This is a genomic window from Ramlibacter paludis, assembly GCF_022012305.1.
GTDB classification, from domain to species: domain Bacteria; phylum Pseudomonadota; class Gammaproteobacteria; order Burkholderiales; family Burkholderiaceae_C; genus Ramlibacter; species Ramlibacter paludis.
Genome location: NZ_JAKLTM010000008.1, coordinates 206,654 through 220,258, shown reverse-complemented (window position 1 = coordinate 220,258; position 13,605 = coordinate 206,654). Strand labels below are relative to the sequence as shown.

10 protein-coding genes are annotated in these 13,605 nt (G+C 70.7%); 2 read left to right on the top strand and 8 right to left on the bottom strand.

What is annotated here, in order from left to right:
- Nucleotides 1–189: 189 nt before the first annotated feature.
- The 7 genes from LZ009_RS22825 to LZ009_RS22795 all read right to left on the bottom strand — a co-directional run bounded on the left by LZ009_RS22825 (nt 190) and on the right by LZ009_RS22795 (nt 5,177).
- Nucleotides 190–570 carry a response regulator gene (locus LZ009_RS22825; RefSeq protein ID WP_275700289.1) on the bottom strand — a complete coding sequence of 127 codons (381 nt, stop codon included), beginning with the start codon at nt 568–570 and terminating at the stop codon, nt 190–192.
- 70 nt (nt 571–640) lie between these two features.
- A complete protein-coding gene (locus LZ009_RS22820) occupies nt 641–1,381 on the bottom strand; it encodes a lysophospholipid acyltransferase family protein (protein WP_275700288.1) in 741 nt (246 codons plus the stop codon).
- The gene (locus LZ009_RS22815) at nt 1,378–2,670 is read right to left on the bottom strand and encodes a dihydroorotase (protein ID WP_275700287.1); all 1,293 of its coding nucleotides are present in this window, start codon (nt 2,668–2,670) and stop codon (nt 1,378–1,380) included. Before LZ009_RS22815 ends, LZ009_RS22820 begins: the two co-directional genes overlap by 4 nt.
- The gene (locus LZ009_RS22810; RefSeq protein ID WP_275700286.1) at nt 2,667–3,638 is read right to left on the bottom strand and encodes an aspartate carbamoyltransferase catalytic subunit; all 972 of its coding nucleotides are present in this window, start codon (nt 3,636–3,638) and stop codon (nt 2,667–2,669) included. Before LZ009_RS22810 ends, LZ009_RS22815 begins: the two co-directional genes overlap by 4 nt.
- A 5-nt stretch (nt 3,639–3,643) precedes the next feature.
- Nucleotides 3,644–4,165: a bifunctional pyr operon transcriptional regulator/uracil phosphoribosyltransferase PyrR gene (gene pyrR / locus LZ009_RS22805; protein ID WP_275700285.1), complete on the bottom strand. Its 522-nt coding sequence runs from the start codon at nt 4,163–4,165 to the stop codon at nt 3,644–3,646.
- Entirely contained in the window at nt 4,162–4,581 is a 420-nt protein-coding gene (ruvX, locus tag LZ009_RS22800; RefSeq protein ID WP_275700284.1) for a Holliday junction resolvase RuvX, read from the bottom strand. The genes pyrR and ruvX overlap by 4 nt, the downstream gene beginning before the upstream one ends.
- Nucleotides 4,578–5,177 carry a YqgE/AlgH family protein gene (locus tag LZ009_RS22795; protein ID WP_275700283.1) on the bottom strand — a complete coding sequence of 200 codons (600 nt, stop codon included), beginning with the start codon at nt 5,175–5,177 and terminating at the stop codon, nt 4,578–4,580. Before LZ009_RS22795 ends, ruvX begins: the two co-directional genes overlap by 4 nt.
- Nucleotides 5,178–5,197: 20 nt before the next feature.
- Here LZ009_RS22795 and LZ009_RS22790 point away from each other — a divergent pair, with 20 nt between their 5' ends.
- Both LZ009_RS22790 and LZ009_RS22785 read left to right on the top strand, forming a co-directional pair.
- The gene (locus LZ009_RS22790) at nt 5,198–6,613 is read left to right on the top strand and encodes a cryptochrome/photolyase family protein (RefSeq protein ID WP_275700282.1); all 1,416 of its coding nucleotides are present in this window, start codon (nt 5,198–5,200) and stop codon (nt 6,611–6,613) included.
- The gene (locus LZ009_RS22785) at nt 6,606–7,523 is read left to right on the top strand and encodes a DUF5996 family protein (protein ID WP_275700281.1); all 918 of its coding nucleotides are present in this window, start codon (nt 6,606–6,608) and stop codon (nt 7,521–7,523) included. The genes LZ009_RS22790 and LZ009_RS22785 overlap by 8 nt, the downstream gene beginning before the upstream one ends.
- 88 nt (nt 7,524–7,611) lie before the next feature.
- Here the strand turns inward: LZ009_RS22785 and LZ009_RS22780 are convergent, their stop codons facing one another.
- A complete protein-coding gene (locus tag LZ009_RS22780; protein ID WP_275700280.1) occupies nt 7,612–13,605 on the bottom strand; it encodes a FimL-related protein in 5,994 nt (1,997 codons plus the stop codon).

Sequence of the window (13,605 nt, the reverse complement as noted above, 5' to 3'; positions counted from 1 at the left end):
GGGCGGCTTGACCCGATTTCGCAACGCCGCATACGCCCCCTTGCAGGCCCAACCCTTCGGGCCGGTGCCTGGAATCGCGCCATGCGTCGTTACAGCCTCCTTGAGTGGTTCACCACACGGCGTCGGCTGCGCCTAGCCTGACACGATTCCAGGCACCGGCGCGGGCCCGTTTCTCTGCCGCCCAGGCTCCTAGGAAGCCCGGTCGCCGGTCAATTCCTCGATCCGGGCGACCAGCTCGCTCAGGGGCGCCCGCTTGGACGCCCCCGGGCGGCCGCGGACCTGCCCCTGCAGGTCGCGCACGCCGTCGGGCGACACCAGCGAGGTGAGGTACATCAGGGGAATCCGGGCCGTGTCCGGATCGGCATGCAGGGCCGAGGCCACGTCGCCGCCGCTCATGCCGGGCATGTCCAGGTCGCAGAGGATCAGGTCGGGCCGGTCGCTGCGGGCAAGGGTGATCGCCTGGTAGGGATCCAGGGTCGAGACGATGTCGTAGTGCCGCGCGAGCTTCGCGCCCAGGTAGACGAGCACCGCCTGGTCGTCGTCCACCAGCAGGATCCGCTTCCTGGCCATCTTGGGGCCCCCTCTGCGGAGAATGGTAGCCCGAAAGCCGGCTGGCTCTCCAGCACCAAAGGGAAACTGCCTATGAGGGCTGGCGCAGCGCCGCAACGGCCTGGCGCAGGTCCGCGGCAAACGCGCGCCGGTCGCGGCCGGCGGCGACCTGGGGGCTGCCGAAAGTCACGCTGGCGGAGAAAGGCGGACCGGCAAGCGTGCGCCAGAGCGAGGCCATCAAGGTGTCATCGCCCAGCCACAGCGGCATCGGGCTGTCGGCGCCGGTGGCCTGGTCGATGAAGCGCAGCGCCACCGGCTGCACCGGCGCCCCGGCCGAGATCGCCGCCTGGAACAGGTTGGCGTGGAAGGGCAGCAGCTCGCGGCCGTCGCCGGTGGTGCCTTCGGGGAACACCGCCACGATCTCGCCGGCCGCGAGGCTTTCGCGCATGTGGTGCACCACGCGCATCGCGTCGCGCCGCTTCTCGCGCTCGATGTAGAGCGTGCCGCCGCCAGTGGCGAGCGTGCCGATCACGGGCCAGTGCTTGACGTCCGACTTGGCGACGAAACGGCAATGGCGCGCCGCGTGCATCACCAGGATGTCGATCCACGACAGGTGGTTGGCCACCAGCAGCACCGGGCCCTGCACGGGCGGCTCGCCTTGCACCTGCAGCGGAATGCCCAGGATCGCCAGCAGCCCGCGGGCCCAGGCCTGCACGCGCGCGTTGCGCCGCCCCTGGTCCCAGCGCGGGAACAGCAGCGTGATGGTGAGCCAGCCGCCCACCAGGTGGGCGCCGACCCGGGCGAGGCGCCAGGCCGCGCGCAGGAGCTTCACGCCTCGTAGGCGACCTGGCCGCCGACGAGGGTCCAGCGCACCTTGCCGGGCAGCTCGTGCCCGCCGAAGGGCGTGTTGCGGCCCTGGCTGCGCAGCCGCGCCGGCTCCACGGTCCAGGCCGCATTGAGGTCGAACACGCAGACGTCGGCCACGCCGCCGTCCACCAGCTGGCCGGCGCTGGCCTGCAGCGTGCCGAGCGCGGCGCCCAGCACGCGCGCCGGCTCCGACGTCAGCACCGCCAGCGCGCGCGGCAGGCCGATGCCGTCTTCCTGGCCCCACTTCAGCGCCAGTCCGAGCAGCAGCTCGAGGCCGGTCGCGCCGGGCTCGGCCTCGGCGAAGGGCAGGGTCTTGGCGTCTTCGTCCACGGGCGTATGGTCCGACACCAGGGCGTCGATCGTGCCGTCGGCCAGGCCTTCGCGCAGCGCATCGCGGTCGCGCTGCTGGCGCAGCGGCGGCGACAGGCGCATGCGGCTGTCGAAGTAGCCGATGTCGACGTCGGTGAGGTGCAGCGAGTTGATGCTGACGTCGCAGGTGACCGGCAGCCCTTCCTGCTTCGCCTGGCGCACGAGCGCGACGCCGGCGGCGCTGCTGATGCGGCACAGGTGCACGCGCGCGCGGGTCACCCGCATCAGCTCCAGGATGGTGTGCAGGGCGATCGTCTCCGCAGCGACCGGAACGCCGGACAGGCCCAGCCGCGTGGCCAGCGCGCCGCTCGCGGCGACGCCCTTGCCCAGGTGGTATTCCTGCGGCCGCAGCCACACGCCGTAGCCATAGGTGCCCGCGTACTGCATCGCGCGCTGCAGCACCTGCGTGTTCTGCAGCGGGACCTCGGCCTGGCTGAAGCCCACGCAGCCGGACTCGGTGAGCTCCGCCATCTCGGTGAGGATCTCGCCCTGCAGCCCGCGCGTGAGCGCGCCGAGCGGAAACACGCGTGCCTGGTGCAATTTCTCGGCGCGGAACTTCAGCATGTCGACCAAGCCGGGTTCGTCGAGCACCGGATCCGTGTCCGGCGGACAGACGAGCGAAGTGACGCCGCCGGCCACCGCCGCGGCCATCTCGCTCTCCAGCATGCCTTCGTGCTCGTGCCCCGGCTCGCGCAGGCGCACAGCGAGGTCGACGAGGCCCGGCGCGACGATGCAGCCGCTGGCATCGAGCACGCGGTTCGGCGCGAAGTCCTTGGGGATGGTCCGCACGCCGATCACGCGGCCGGCGGCGATGGCGACGTCGCCGATCTCGTCGAAATTGCGGGCCGGGTCGATCACCCGCCCGTTCTTGATCAGGATCTTCATGCGGCCTCCCGCACGTTGTGGGCGACGATGCCCATCACCGCCATCCGCACCGCGATGCCGAAGGTCACCTGCGGCAGGATCACGCTCTGCTTGCCGTCCACCACCGCCGAGTCGATCTCGACGCCGCGGTTGATCGGCCCCGGGTGCATGACGATCGCATCGGGCTTGGCCAGCGCCAGGCGTTCCTGCGTGAGTCCGTAGCGCTTGAAGAACTCCTGCGAGGACGGCAGCAGCGCGCCGCTCATGCGCTCGTTCTGCAGCCGCAGCATGATCACGACGTCGCAGCCCTTGAGGCCTTCCTCCAGCGAATGGAAGACGCGCACGCCCATCTGCGCCATGTCGCCGGGCACCAGGGTCATGGGGCCGACCACGCGCACTTCCGCGCAGCCGAGCGTCGTCAGCGCGTGGATGTCCGAGCGGGCCACGCGCGAGTGCAGCACGTCGCCGACGATCGCCACCGTGAGGTTGCTGAAGTCCTTCTTGTAGTGGCGGATGGTGTACATGTCCAGCAGCCCCTGGGTCGGGTGCGCATGTCTTCCGTCACCGGCGTTGACCACGTGCACGTGCGGTGCGACGTGCTGCGCGATCAGGTAGGGCGCGCCCGACTCGCTGTGCCGCACCACGAAGATGTCGGCAGCCATCGCGCTCAGGTTGGCGATGGTGTCCAGCAGCGACTCGCCCTTGCTCGCCGAGGAGCGCGCGATGTCGAGGTTGATCACGTCGGCCGACAGGCGCGTCGCCGCGATCTCGAAGGTCGTGCGCGTGCGCGTGCTGTTTTCGAAGAACAGGTTGAACACGCTCTTGCCGCGCAGCAGCGGCACCTTCTTCACCTCGCGGTCGCTCACGCTCACGAAGGTGGCGGCGGTGTCGAGGATGTGGGTGAGGATGTCCTTGGGCAGGCCTTCGATCGACAGCAGGTGGATCAGCTCGCCGTTCTTGTTCAGTTGCGGGTTTCGTTTGTAGAGCATGGGGTTCAGGACGCGGTCCCCTCCACCTGGAAGCGGAAGCGGCCGTCGTTGTCGCGGGCCAGCGCCAGCGACTGCGATTCCGGCAAGGCGACGCGCGCGGCCGCGAAGTCGGCGTGCACCGGCAGCTCGCGACCGCCGCGATCCACCAGCACCGCCAGCTGCACCGCGGTCGGCCGCCCGTAGTCGAACAGTTCGTTCAGCACCGCGCGGATGGTGCGGCCGGTATACAGCACGTCGTCGAGCAACAGGATGCGCGCGCCGTTGACGTCGAAATCGAGTTTCGTCTGCGCCGTGGCGGTGAGGCCGCGGCGCGCGTAGTCGTCGCGGTGCATCGCCGAGGAGATGATGCCGGGCTCGCCCGCCAGGCCCAGGTCCTTCTGCAGGCGCTCGGCCAGCCAGGCGCCGCCGGAGGTGATGCCCACCAGGCGCGTATCGGCCTGGCGCAGCGACTGCACGCCGCGCACCAGCTCGCGGTACAAGGCCTCGGCGTCGAGGGTCAGCGCGCCGGATTGCGCGGGAGTGGTCAAGGCAGGCTCCTCAAGAATTGCTCCAGGATGACGCAGGCCGCGCCGGCGTCGGCATCGCGCGCGCCGCTGGCCAGGGCTTCGGTGGTGCTGTAGCGCTCGTCCACCTCGTACACGGGCTTGCCGAAGCGCGCGCGCAACTGGCGGGCGAACTTGCGGGCGCGGGCCGTATTGTCGTGGCTGGCGCCGTCGGGATGGAAGGGCACGCCCACCACCAGGGCGTCGGGCTGCCACTCCTCCACGCGCTCGGTGCAGGCCGCCAGCCGGGCGTCGCTGCCTTCGGCGCGGATGGTGGGCTGCGGCGTCGCGCTGCGCAGCATGCGGTTGCCCACCGCCACGCCGGTGCGCTTCAGCCCGAAATCGAAAGCAAGAAAGGTCTGGAATTGCGCGGGAACGACGTCTGGCACCGGGGTGCTCATGCGTGCCCGGCTCCCGGCGACAGCATCCAGGCCTGCAGGCCCAGCAGCGAGAGCGCGCGGTCGTAGCGCTCCTCGATCGGGGTGTCGAAGATGACCGAGGGATCGGCGCCCACGGTGAGCCAGCTGTTTTCGGCCAGCTCGGACTCCAGCTGGCCCTCGCCCCAGGACGAATAGCCCAGCGTCACCAGCAGCTTGCGCGGGCCGGCGCCGGTGGCGATCGCTTCCAGCACGTCCTTGGAGGTCGTCATCTCCAGGCCGCCGGGGATGGTCATCGTCGAGGCGTACACCGACTCGTTTTCGTCCGCGCCTTCGGCATGCACGGCCTCGTGCAGCACGAAGCCGCGCTCGGTCTGCACCGGGCCGCCCTGCAGCACCGGCGTGCGGGCCAGCTCGGCCCGGCCCAGCGGCAGGTCGACCTTCTCGAACAGGTTCTTCAGGTTGATGTCGGTCGGCTTGTTGATGACCAGGCCCAGCGCCCCACGGGGGCTGTGCTCGCAGAGGTAGACCACCGAGCGGGCGAAGGACGCATCCTGCAGGCCCGGCATGGCGATCAGGAAATGGTGCGTCAGGTTGATGGAGTCGGCCTCGGGCGGCATGATCCCCTGATTTTAAGTCCATGGACCCCAATTACGCTGCCGGGCTGGTCTGGCTGCGCCGCGACCTGCGTGCCAGCGACAACGCCGCGCTCTACCATGCCCTGAAGTCCTGCCGCCAGGTGCACTGCGTTTTCGTCTTCGACAAGGCCATCCTGGACGACCTGCCGTGGCGCGACCGCCGGGTCGAATTCATCCGGGAATCGGTCGTGGAGCTGGCCGCCGCGCTGCCGGAAGGCCTGATCACCTTGCACGGCGATGCGGCCGAGGAAGTGCCCCGGCTGGCGCAAGCACTGGGCGCGCAGGCGGTGTTCGCCAACCACGACTACGAACCGGACGCCATCGCGCGCGACGACCTGGTGCGCGCGCGGCTCGGCGATGCGGGCATTGCGCTGCACACCTTCAAGGACCAGGTGATCTTCGAGCGCGACGAGGTGCTGACGCAGGCGGGCCAGCCCTACTCCGTCTTCACGCCCTACAGCCGCGCGTGGCTGGCTAAGCTGGACGCCTTCTACCTGCGGCCCTATCCGGTGGAGAAGTACGCCGCGCGCCTGGCGCCCCGGCCGGAAAAGTACCGGCGCGCCGTGCCGACGCTGCGCGAACTGGGCTTCGAGGCCAGCAACCTCGCCGAGCTGCAGATCCCGAGCGGCGCCAGTGGTGCAGCGCGCCTGCTCACCGCGTTTCGCGAGCGCATGGACCGCTACGACACCGACCGCGACGCGCCCGCGCGCAACGGCCCGAGCTACCTCGGCGTGCACCTGCGCTTCGGCACGGTGTCTATCCGCGAGCTGGTGGCGCTGGCCCGGTCCCGCAGCGGCAGCGGCGCCGCCACCTGGCTGAAGGAACTGGTCTGGCGCGAGTTCTACTTCCAGGTGCTGGCGAACTTCCCGCACGTCGGGCGCGGCGAAAGCTTCCGCCCCGAGTACGACCGCATCCGCTGGGAGGAAGGAGCGGAAGCGGACCGGCTCTTCGCGGCCTGGTGCGAGGGCCGCACCGGCTACCCGCTGGTCGACGCCGCGATGGCGCAGATCAACCGCACCGGCTACATGCACAACCGCCTGCGCATGGTGACTGCGAGCTTCCTGTGCAAGGACCTGGGCATCGACTGGCGCTGGGGCGAGCGCTACTTCGCGCAGCAGCTGAACGACTACGACCTCTCCGCCAACAACGGCGGCTGGCAATGGGCCAGCTCCTCGGGCTGCGACGCGCAGCCGTGGTTCCGGATCTTCAACCCAGTCACGCAAAGCGAGCGCTTCGACCCGGACGGCGAATTCATCCTGCACTACCTGCCGCAACTGGCGGGCCTGCCGCGCAAGGCCCTGCACGCGCCGTGGACGGCGGGGGCCGACTATCCTTTGCCGATCGTGGACCATGCGGCGGCGCGGGAAAAGACATTGCGCCGCTACGCCGTGGTCAAGAACGGAGACCCGCATGACTGACGCATCCGCCTGGCCGCCGCTGCCCCTGGCCGAGTGGGAAGGGACGCACGCCGCGCTGCATCGCTGGCTGCAGGTGGTCGGCAAGCTGCGCATGGCCGGCACGCCGTGGACCAACCATTCGTGGCACGTCACGCTGGCGCTCACCGCGCGCGGGCTGGGCACCGGCCCGCTGCCTTGCGGGTCCGGCTTCCACGACCTGGAGTTCGATTTCGTCGCGCACGCCCTGCACCTGCGCGTGAGCGACGGACGCGCGGTCTCGCTGCCGCTGCAGGCCGGGTCGGTCGCGGACTTCTACGCGCGCCTGCGCGCGGCACTGCGCTCGCTGGACCTGCCGCTGGAGATCCGCCCGGCGCCCTGCGAGATTCCCGACGCGCTGCCCTTCGAGGACGATGTCGCGCCGCGTCCCTACGACGGCGATGCGGCACAGCGCTACTGGCGCATCCTGCTGCAGGCCGAGCGCGTGCTGCGCATCTTCCGCGCGCGCTTTCGCGGCAAGTGCAGCCCAGTGCATTTCTTCTGGGGCGCGCCCGATCTCGCGGTGACGCGCTTCTCCGGCCGCGCCGCGCCGCCGCATCCCGGCGGCGTGCCGGCGCTGCCGGACTGGGTGGTGCGCGAAGCGTACTCGCACGAGGTGAGCAGCTGCGGCTTCTGGGCCGGCGGCGGCCTCGGCTATCCGGCCTTCTACGCGTATGCCTATCCGGAGCCGGAAGGCTTCGCGCAATGGCCGGTGCAGCCGGAAGGCGCCTTCTACAGCCAGCAGATGCGCGAGTTCATCCTGCCCTACGACGTGGTGCGGCAGGCGCCGAACCCGGATGCGACTTTGCTGGCTTTCCTGCAGTCCACATACGATGCGGCGGCCGATCTTGCGAAGTGGGACCGCGCGGCGCTCGACTTCGTCATTCCCGCGTAGGCGGGAATCCAGGGCGTCCAAAGAGAAAGCGGCCCGTGGGCCGCTTTCTCGATGCTCTGGGTCCCCGCCTGCGCGGGGATGACGGCAATCAAGCCGTCGCCGTGTTCCGTGCGTAGTGCTTCACCAGGCTCATCAACTCTTCTTCCGAGTAGGGCTTGCCCAGGTAGTGGTTCACGCCGAGTTCCTTGGCGTGCTCGCGGTGCTTCTCGGCGATGCGCGAGGTGATCATCACGATCGGCAGGTGCTTCAGGCGTCCGTCGCCGCGGATGTTGCGGGCCAGGTCGAAGCCGTCCATGCGCGGCATCTCGATGTCCGACAGCACCACCGAAGGCAGTTCGTCGGCCAGCTTCTCCAGCGCCTGCAGGCCGTCGGCCGCCAGCACCACGCGGTAGCCTTCGCGCTGCAGCAGGCGCTGCGTGACGCGGCGCACGGTGATCGAGTCGTCGACCACCATCACCAGCGGCACCGCGGGCGCGGCCGGCGCGAGCGGCACCGTCGGCCGGATCTCGCGCACGGCGTCCTTGCCCAGCACGTCGGGATGCGCCTGGTCGGCGCTGAGCGCGCGGGCCTGGTCGCCGTACACCGTCGACAGCGCCACCGGGTTGTAGATCAGCACCACGGCGCCGGAAGCCAGCACGGTCATGCCGGCCAGGCCGGGCAGGCGCGACAGCTGCGGGCCGAGGTTCTTCACCACGACTTCCTGGTTGCCCAGCACTTCGTCCACGTGCATCGCGATGCGCTGCGCGGCGGAGCGGAAGACCACCACCGGCAGCGTCTTGCCCTGCGGCTCGGCGCTCGCGGCCGAGGACTGCAGCAGCGCGCCGGACCAGAAGAAGGGCAGCTGCTCGCCGCCGAAGTCGAAGATGCCGCTGTTGTAGGCCTGCTGGACTTCCTTGGCGGGCGCGCGGCGCACGATTTCCACCAGGTTCGCCGGCACGCCGATGGCGAGCTTGCCCGAGCGGATCATCACGACCTGCGTCACGGCGGTGGTCAGCGGCAGCACCAGCTTGAAGCTCGTGCCGCGGCCGGCCTGCGTCGTCGTCTCGATGCGGCCGCCGAGCGCGTTGACTTCGGCGCGCACCACGTCCATGCCGATGCCGCGGCCGGCGAGTTCGGTCACCTGCTGCGCGGTGGAGAAACCGGGCAGGAAGATCAGGTTCGCGGCCTCGTCGTCGGAGATCTGCTGGTCGGGGCGGATCATCCCGTTCTGCAGCGCCTTCTCGCGGATGCGCGCGATGTTGAGGCCGGCGCCGTCGTCCTGGAACTCCACTGAGACGTCGTTGCCTTCCTGGCGCAGCGTGATGGCGATGGTGCCGGTGGCGTCCTTGCCCGCGGCAACGCGCACGTCGGGCGTCTCGACACCGTGGGCCACGCAGTTGCGCAGCAGGTGCTCGAAGGCGGGCGTCATGCGATCGAGCACGCCGCGGTCCATTTCCATGGAGCCGCCCACCAGGTCCAGCTTCACCTGCTTGCCGCTTTCCTTGGCGGCCAGGCGCACCACGCGGTACAGGCGGTCCGAGATGCCCTCGAACTCCACCATGCGCGTGCGCAGCAGGTCGCGCTGCAGTTCGCGCGTCTGGCGCGCCTGCGCGATCAGGTCGTCTTCGGTGGCTTCCACCACGCGCTGGATGCTCCGCTGCACCGTGGCCACGTCGTTCACCGACTCGGCCATCATGCGGGTGAGTTCCTGCACGCGGGTGAAGCGGTCGAACTCCAGCGGGTCGAAGCCCGAGGTTTCCTTGGCCTGCGCCATGCGCGACTGCATCTGCGACTCGGCCTGCACCTCGATGTCGCGCAGCTGGGTGCGCAGGCGGTCGAGGTTGCTGGTGAGGTCGCCGAGCGAGCCGCGCAGCTGCTTCAATTCGTTTTCCAGGCGCGAGCGGGTGATCATCACCTCGCCGGCCTGCGTGACCAAGCGGTCCAGCAGCTGCGAGCGCACGCGCACGGCCTGGTTGGCCGACTGCCGCGAGGCCGTCACGGTGGTGACCGCCGGCATCGCGATGGCGGTCGTGCGCACCGGCGCAGCGGCGGGCGCCACTTGTCCGGCTTGTGCGGCCTGCGGCGCGGCGGGCGCGGGCGCGGCGGCTTGCACCGGAGCGGCAGCGGCGGGCGCCGGCGCCTCCACCGGCTGCTCCGCCGGCGCGAAACCGCCGGTGGCGCGCAGCGTGTCGAAGCGGGCCTGCATCGCGTCGTAGCGGTGCAGCAGGGCTTCCACGTCGGCCGCGGCGGTGTTCTCGTGGCCGAGGTATTCCACCTCGGACTCCATGCGGTGCGCCAGTTCACCCAGCTGCAGCGCGCCGGCCAGGCGGGCGCTGCCCTTGAGCGTGTGCAGCGCGCGCAGCACCTGGTCGCGCGGTTCGCGCTGGGTCGGATGGCCGGCCCAGGCGCGCAGCGAGCCGCCCAGCGCGGGCATCAGTTCCGCGGCCTCTTCCTCGAAGATCGGGAACAGGTCGGGGTCGATCGCGTCGACCACGTCGAGGTCTTCGTCACCGCTGACGGCAACCACCGGCGCGGCCTTGGGCGGCAGCACAGTCTGCACCGGTGCCAACAGCGGCGCCTGCGGGGCGCGGGCCGCGGCGGGAGCAGCGATGGGCGCCGGTGCGGAGGCCATGAAGCCCAGCCCCATGGTGTCGTCGAGCGAAGGCGGGGGCAGCACGCTTTCCGGCGCTTCGGAACGCGGCTCGCCTTCGGCGTCCTTCAGCTCCTGCAACGCGGCCAGGATGCCCGGCTCGGGTTCCTTCAGGAAGCCGGCGGCGAACTGGTGCAGCAGGCGCCGCACTTCTTCGGCGGCTTCGGTGAAGACGCGCGCGTGATCCGGCGTGCCGTTGGCCAGCGTCTGCGTGTGCTGCAGCGCGCCTTCGAGGCCGCGCGCGATGTCCGACAGCGCGTGGAAGCCGACGGTGGCGGAACTGCCCGCCAGCGAATGGGCCCAGGCCACGGTGGAATCCGGCACGCGCTGGTTCATCTCCAGCGCCCACTCGCTGATTTCGGTGGCCAGGCGGCGCGACCATTCGTCCGCCTCGTTCAGGTAGACGTTGTAGAGCGGGATGCCGATGCGCAGGTCGCCGATCACCTTGACCTGCTCGTCGCGCGCGGGCGCGGCCGCTTCCTCGCTCTCGGGTTCCGGCTCGGGCTCCGGCGCGGCAGCCTGCGGTGCCGGACCGGCGACCGCGGAGAGGCTGGCGAAGTCGATGCCGGCGATGTCCATGTCCGCCGCCGGCGCCACGGGCGCCGCGGGCACCTCGAACCTGGGCATCGTGACGGTGCTGCCCAGGTCGGGCAGTTCTTCCACCGGCGCGGCCGGCAGGTCCATCTTGGGCAGGGTCTGCGTGGAGGCGAGCTCCGCGAACTCCGGCGGCAGGTCGTCCGCGCTCAGTTCCGAGACTTCGGTGCTGCTGGCGGCGTCGGCGGCCGGCGCCTCTTCGGCTGCGGGGAAATCGAACTCGAAGGACGGCAGTGCCTCGGCTTCGACCGCCGGCGCGGGCGCCGGTTCGGCGGCCGGGGCCGCGGTGCCGAAGTCCAGGTTCAGGTCGCCGAAATCGAGCGGCGCTTCAGCGGCAGGCGCCACCGGGGCTTCCACCGGAAGTTCGGTCACCGGAAGTTCGGCCACCGGCTCCGGCTGCACCGCGACCGGCTCGGGCGCCAGCGTCTCGACCTGGTCGTCCAGCGCCGCGAGCTGCGAAATGATCTCTTCGTCCTGCGCGGGCAGCGCTTGCGGCACAGCGGGCGCGGGCGCCGCTGCCGGCGCGGCGGCCGCGGCAATGCGGACCAGGCGCTGCTCGGTGCGCATCGCGTCGGCCGGCGCGCGGAAGGCCGAGGCCTTCCAGCTCTGCTCGGTGTGCTGGGCGATGTCCTCGATCCACAGGCCGAACAGTTCCATCGCCTGCTTGCACAGGCTGCGCAGTTCCTCGCTCGAGGGCTTCTGGTCGGCCAGCCAGGTGTTCATCACCTGCTCCATCGACCAGGCGGCCTCGCCGAACTCGTTGAGGCCCACCATGCGCGAGCTGCCCTTCAGCGTATGGAAGGCGCGGCGCAGCGTGGTCATCTCCGCCAGGTTGGCGGGCTCGGCTTCCAGCGCGGAAATCGCGCCGAGGCCGTTGCCGACCACCTCGCGTGCTTCCTCCAGGAAGATGTCGAGCAGTTCGTCTTCTTCGTTGTCCTCGTCGTCGCTGGCGAGCGCGACCGGGGCCGGCGCGGCCACCGGCGGCTTGGCGGCGGCCGGAGCCGGCGCGGTTGCGGCCGGCGTGATATCGAACGAGGGCAGTTCGGCGGCAGCCGGAACGGCGACAGCAGCGGGGCCGGCAGGCGCGGCCGCCGGAACGGCCACGGCCTCGCGGCCCATCAGCGGCTTCAGCTCGCCGGCGGCGTCGTCCCAGACGAAAAGCTTCTTGGCCAGCGCCGGCTGGTAGTTCAGCATGTCGATCAGGAAGCCCAGGGCGCCCAGGTTGGTGCCCAGCTTCTCGAAGGTGCCGGCCGCGCGGGCCATCTCTTCGTCGACTTCGGTGGTGATGATGCCTTCGACCGTGTCGCGCATGCGCTGCACGGCCTGCGAAGCCTGGTCCAGGCCCAGCACCGACAGCACGCCGCGCATCTGCGCCAGGAAGTTCGGCGCCTCGCGCAGCGCGCCCTTTTCCGCGGGGTTGCGGAAGAAGGCGTCCAGCACCTTCTCGAGCTCGCCCAGCGTGCCGCGCAGTTCGCCGACCACGGAACCCATGGTCTGCTTGTCGCTCACGCGCCGGTACAGGTCCTCGACCCAGTGCTCCAGCGGCTCGGGCTGGCCGCCCTGCACCACCTTGCCCAGGCGCTCGGCCAGGCGACGGGTGCGTTCCGCCAGCGTGGCATCGTTCGGGTCCAGGTCCTGGAAGGCGGCCTCGAGGTACAGCACCGCGGTGGCGACTTCCATCGCCAGTTCGGGCGTCGGCGGCTTGCCGGACTTGCCGACCGTCTCCATCGCGCCCGACAGCGCCTTGGCCAGCGGTTCGGCGGCGGGGTAGAGCTTCAGCAGCGTGTCGCACACGCCGTTGAACTGGTCGACCACGCCCTTGATCTTGTGCGCGTCGCCGCCGGCCAGCGCCGACCACGACTCCTTGGCCGCGGCGATGCGCTTGCGCATCTGCGACAGCAGCACCGGATCGAAGCGGCCGAAGGGGCTGGTCGCATAGTCGACCGGCTTGGTCTTCGCGAGACCGTAGGCCTGGCGCACGGCGACCAGCGCCGGTGCGTCGGCCGGATTGGCAGGCACGGCCTGCGCGCAGAAGAACACGAGGTCCTGCGCCAGCCGGTCCGACACGCCGAGCTCGCCCTTGGCGAGCGACGCGTATTGCAGCAGCACGCGCGAGGCGGCGCGCTTCACGTAGACGTCGGGCGGCAGCAGGCCCAGCGCGATCGCCTCGAAGTAGCCGGCGGCCACCGCCCAGAAGGTCTTCGGCTGGCGCGCGGACTGGCCGGCGGCCAGGCCCAGGCTCACTTCGGCGAGCTCGCGTCCGGCGGCGGGGTCCGCGGCCTTGACGATCTTGAGCACCGCCTGGTCCATGCGCCCGCGCACTGCGGGCTCGTAGGCGAGCGGCGTGACGGCCGGGGAGGGCACGTCGTTCCAGCGCCAGTCCACGCCCCACAGGTCGCCCGGATGCGCCTGGCTCGCGCCGGCGACGTCCTGCACTTCCTTGTATTGGGGGAACAGGTTCAGCGGCGAGACGTCCTTGCCACCGAGCAGCGCTTCGAGGAATTCGGTCAGCGCGAAGCCGGCGCGTTCCACCTTGGCGGCGGCGGCTTCGGTGCACAGCTCGGGCTTTTCGACGAACTTCTGCACCGCGCCTTCCATGGCGCGGAGGATCGAGGCCGGCGCGCCCAGGCCCACCATCTCCAGTGCACCGACGGCCTGGTGCATGTGCTGGCGCGCGATGCGCAAATGGCCGGTGTCGACCGAGGCCATGTCCTCGCCGCGCGCCTGCGCGGCGTCGCGCACGAAGCGCCGCAGCGCCGAGGAAGCGGACTCGAGCGACTTGCGCAGTTCGTCCAGCACCCAGGCCAATGGGCCCAGGTCATTGGTCGCCAGTTCTTGTTCGATGTCGGTGGCTTGCAT

Bases quoted from the DNA above. Each gene is read 5' to 3' on its own strand.
- LZ009_RS22825 (WP_275700289.1), bottom strand. From the start codon at position 570: ATGGCCAGGAAGCGGATCCTGCTGGTGGACGACGACCAGGCGGTGCTC.
- LZ009_RS22815 (WP_275700287.1), bottom strand. From the start codon at position 2,670: ATGAAGATCCTGATCAAGAACGGGCGGGTGATCGACCCGGCCCGCAAT.
- LZ009_RS22810 (WP_275700286.1), bottom strand. From the start codon at position 3,638: ATGCTCTACAAACGAAACCCGCAACTGAACAAGAACGGCGAGCTGATC.
- ruvX (WP_275700284.1), bottom strand. From the start codon at position 4,581: ATGAGCACCCCGGTGCCAGACGTCGTTCCCGCGCAATTCCAGACCTTT.
- LZ009_RS22795 (WP_275700283.1), bottom strand. From the start codon at position 5,177: ATGCCGCCCGAGGCCGACTCCATCAACCTGACGCACCATTTCCTGATC.
- LZ009_RS22790 (WP_275700282.1), top strand. From the start codon at position 5,198: ATGGACCCCAATTACGCTGCCGGGCTGGTCTGGCTGCGCCGCGACCTG.
- LZ009_RS22785 (WP_275700281.1), top strand. From the start codon at position 6,606: ATGACTGACGCATCCGCCTGGCCGCCGCTGCCCCTGGCCGAGTGGGAA.
- LZ009_RS22780 (WP_275700280.1), bottom strand. From the start codon at position 13,605: ATGCAAGCCACCGACATCGAACAAGAACTGGCGACCAATGACCTGGGC.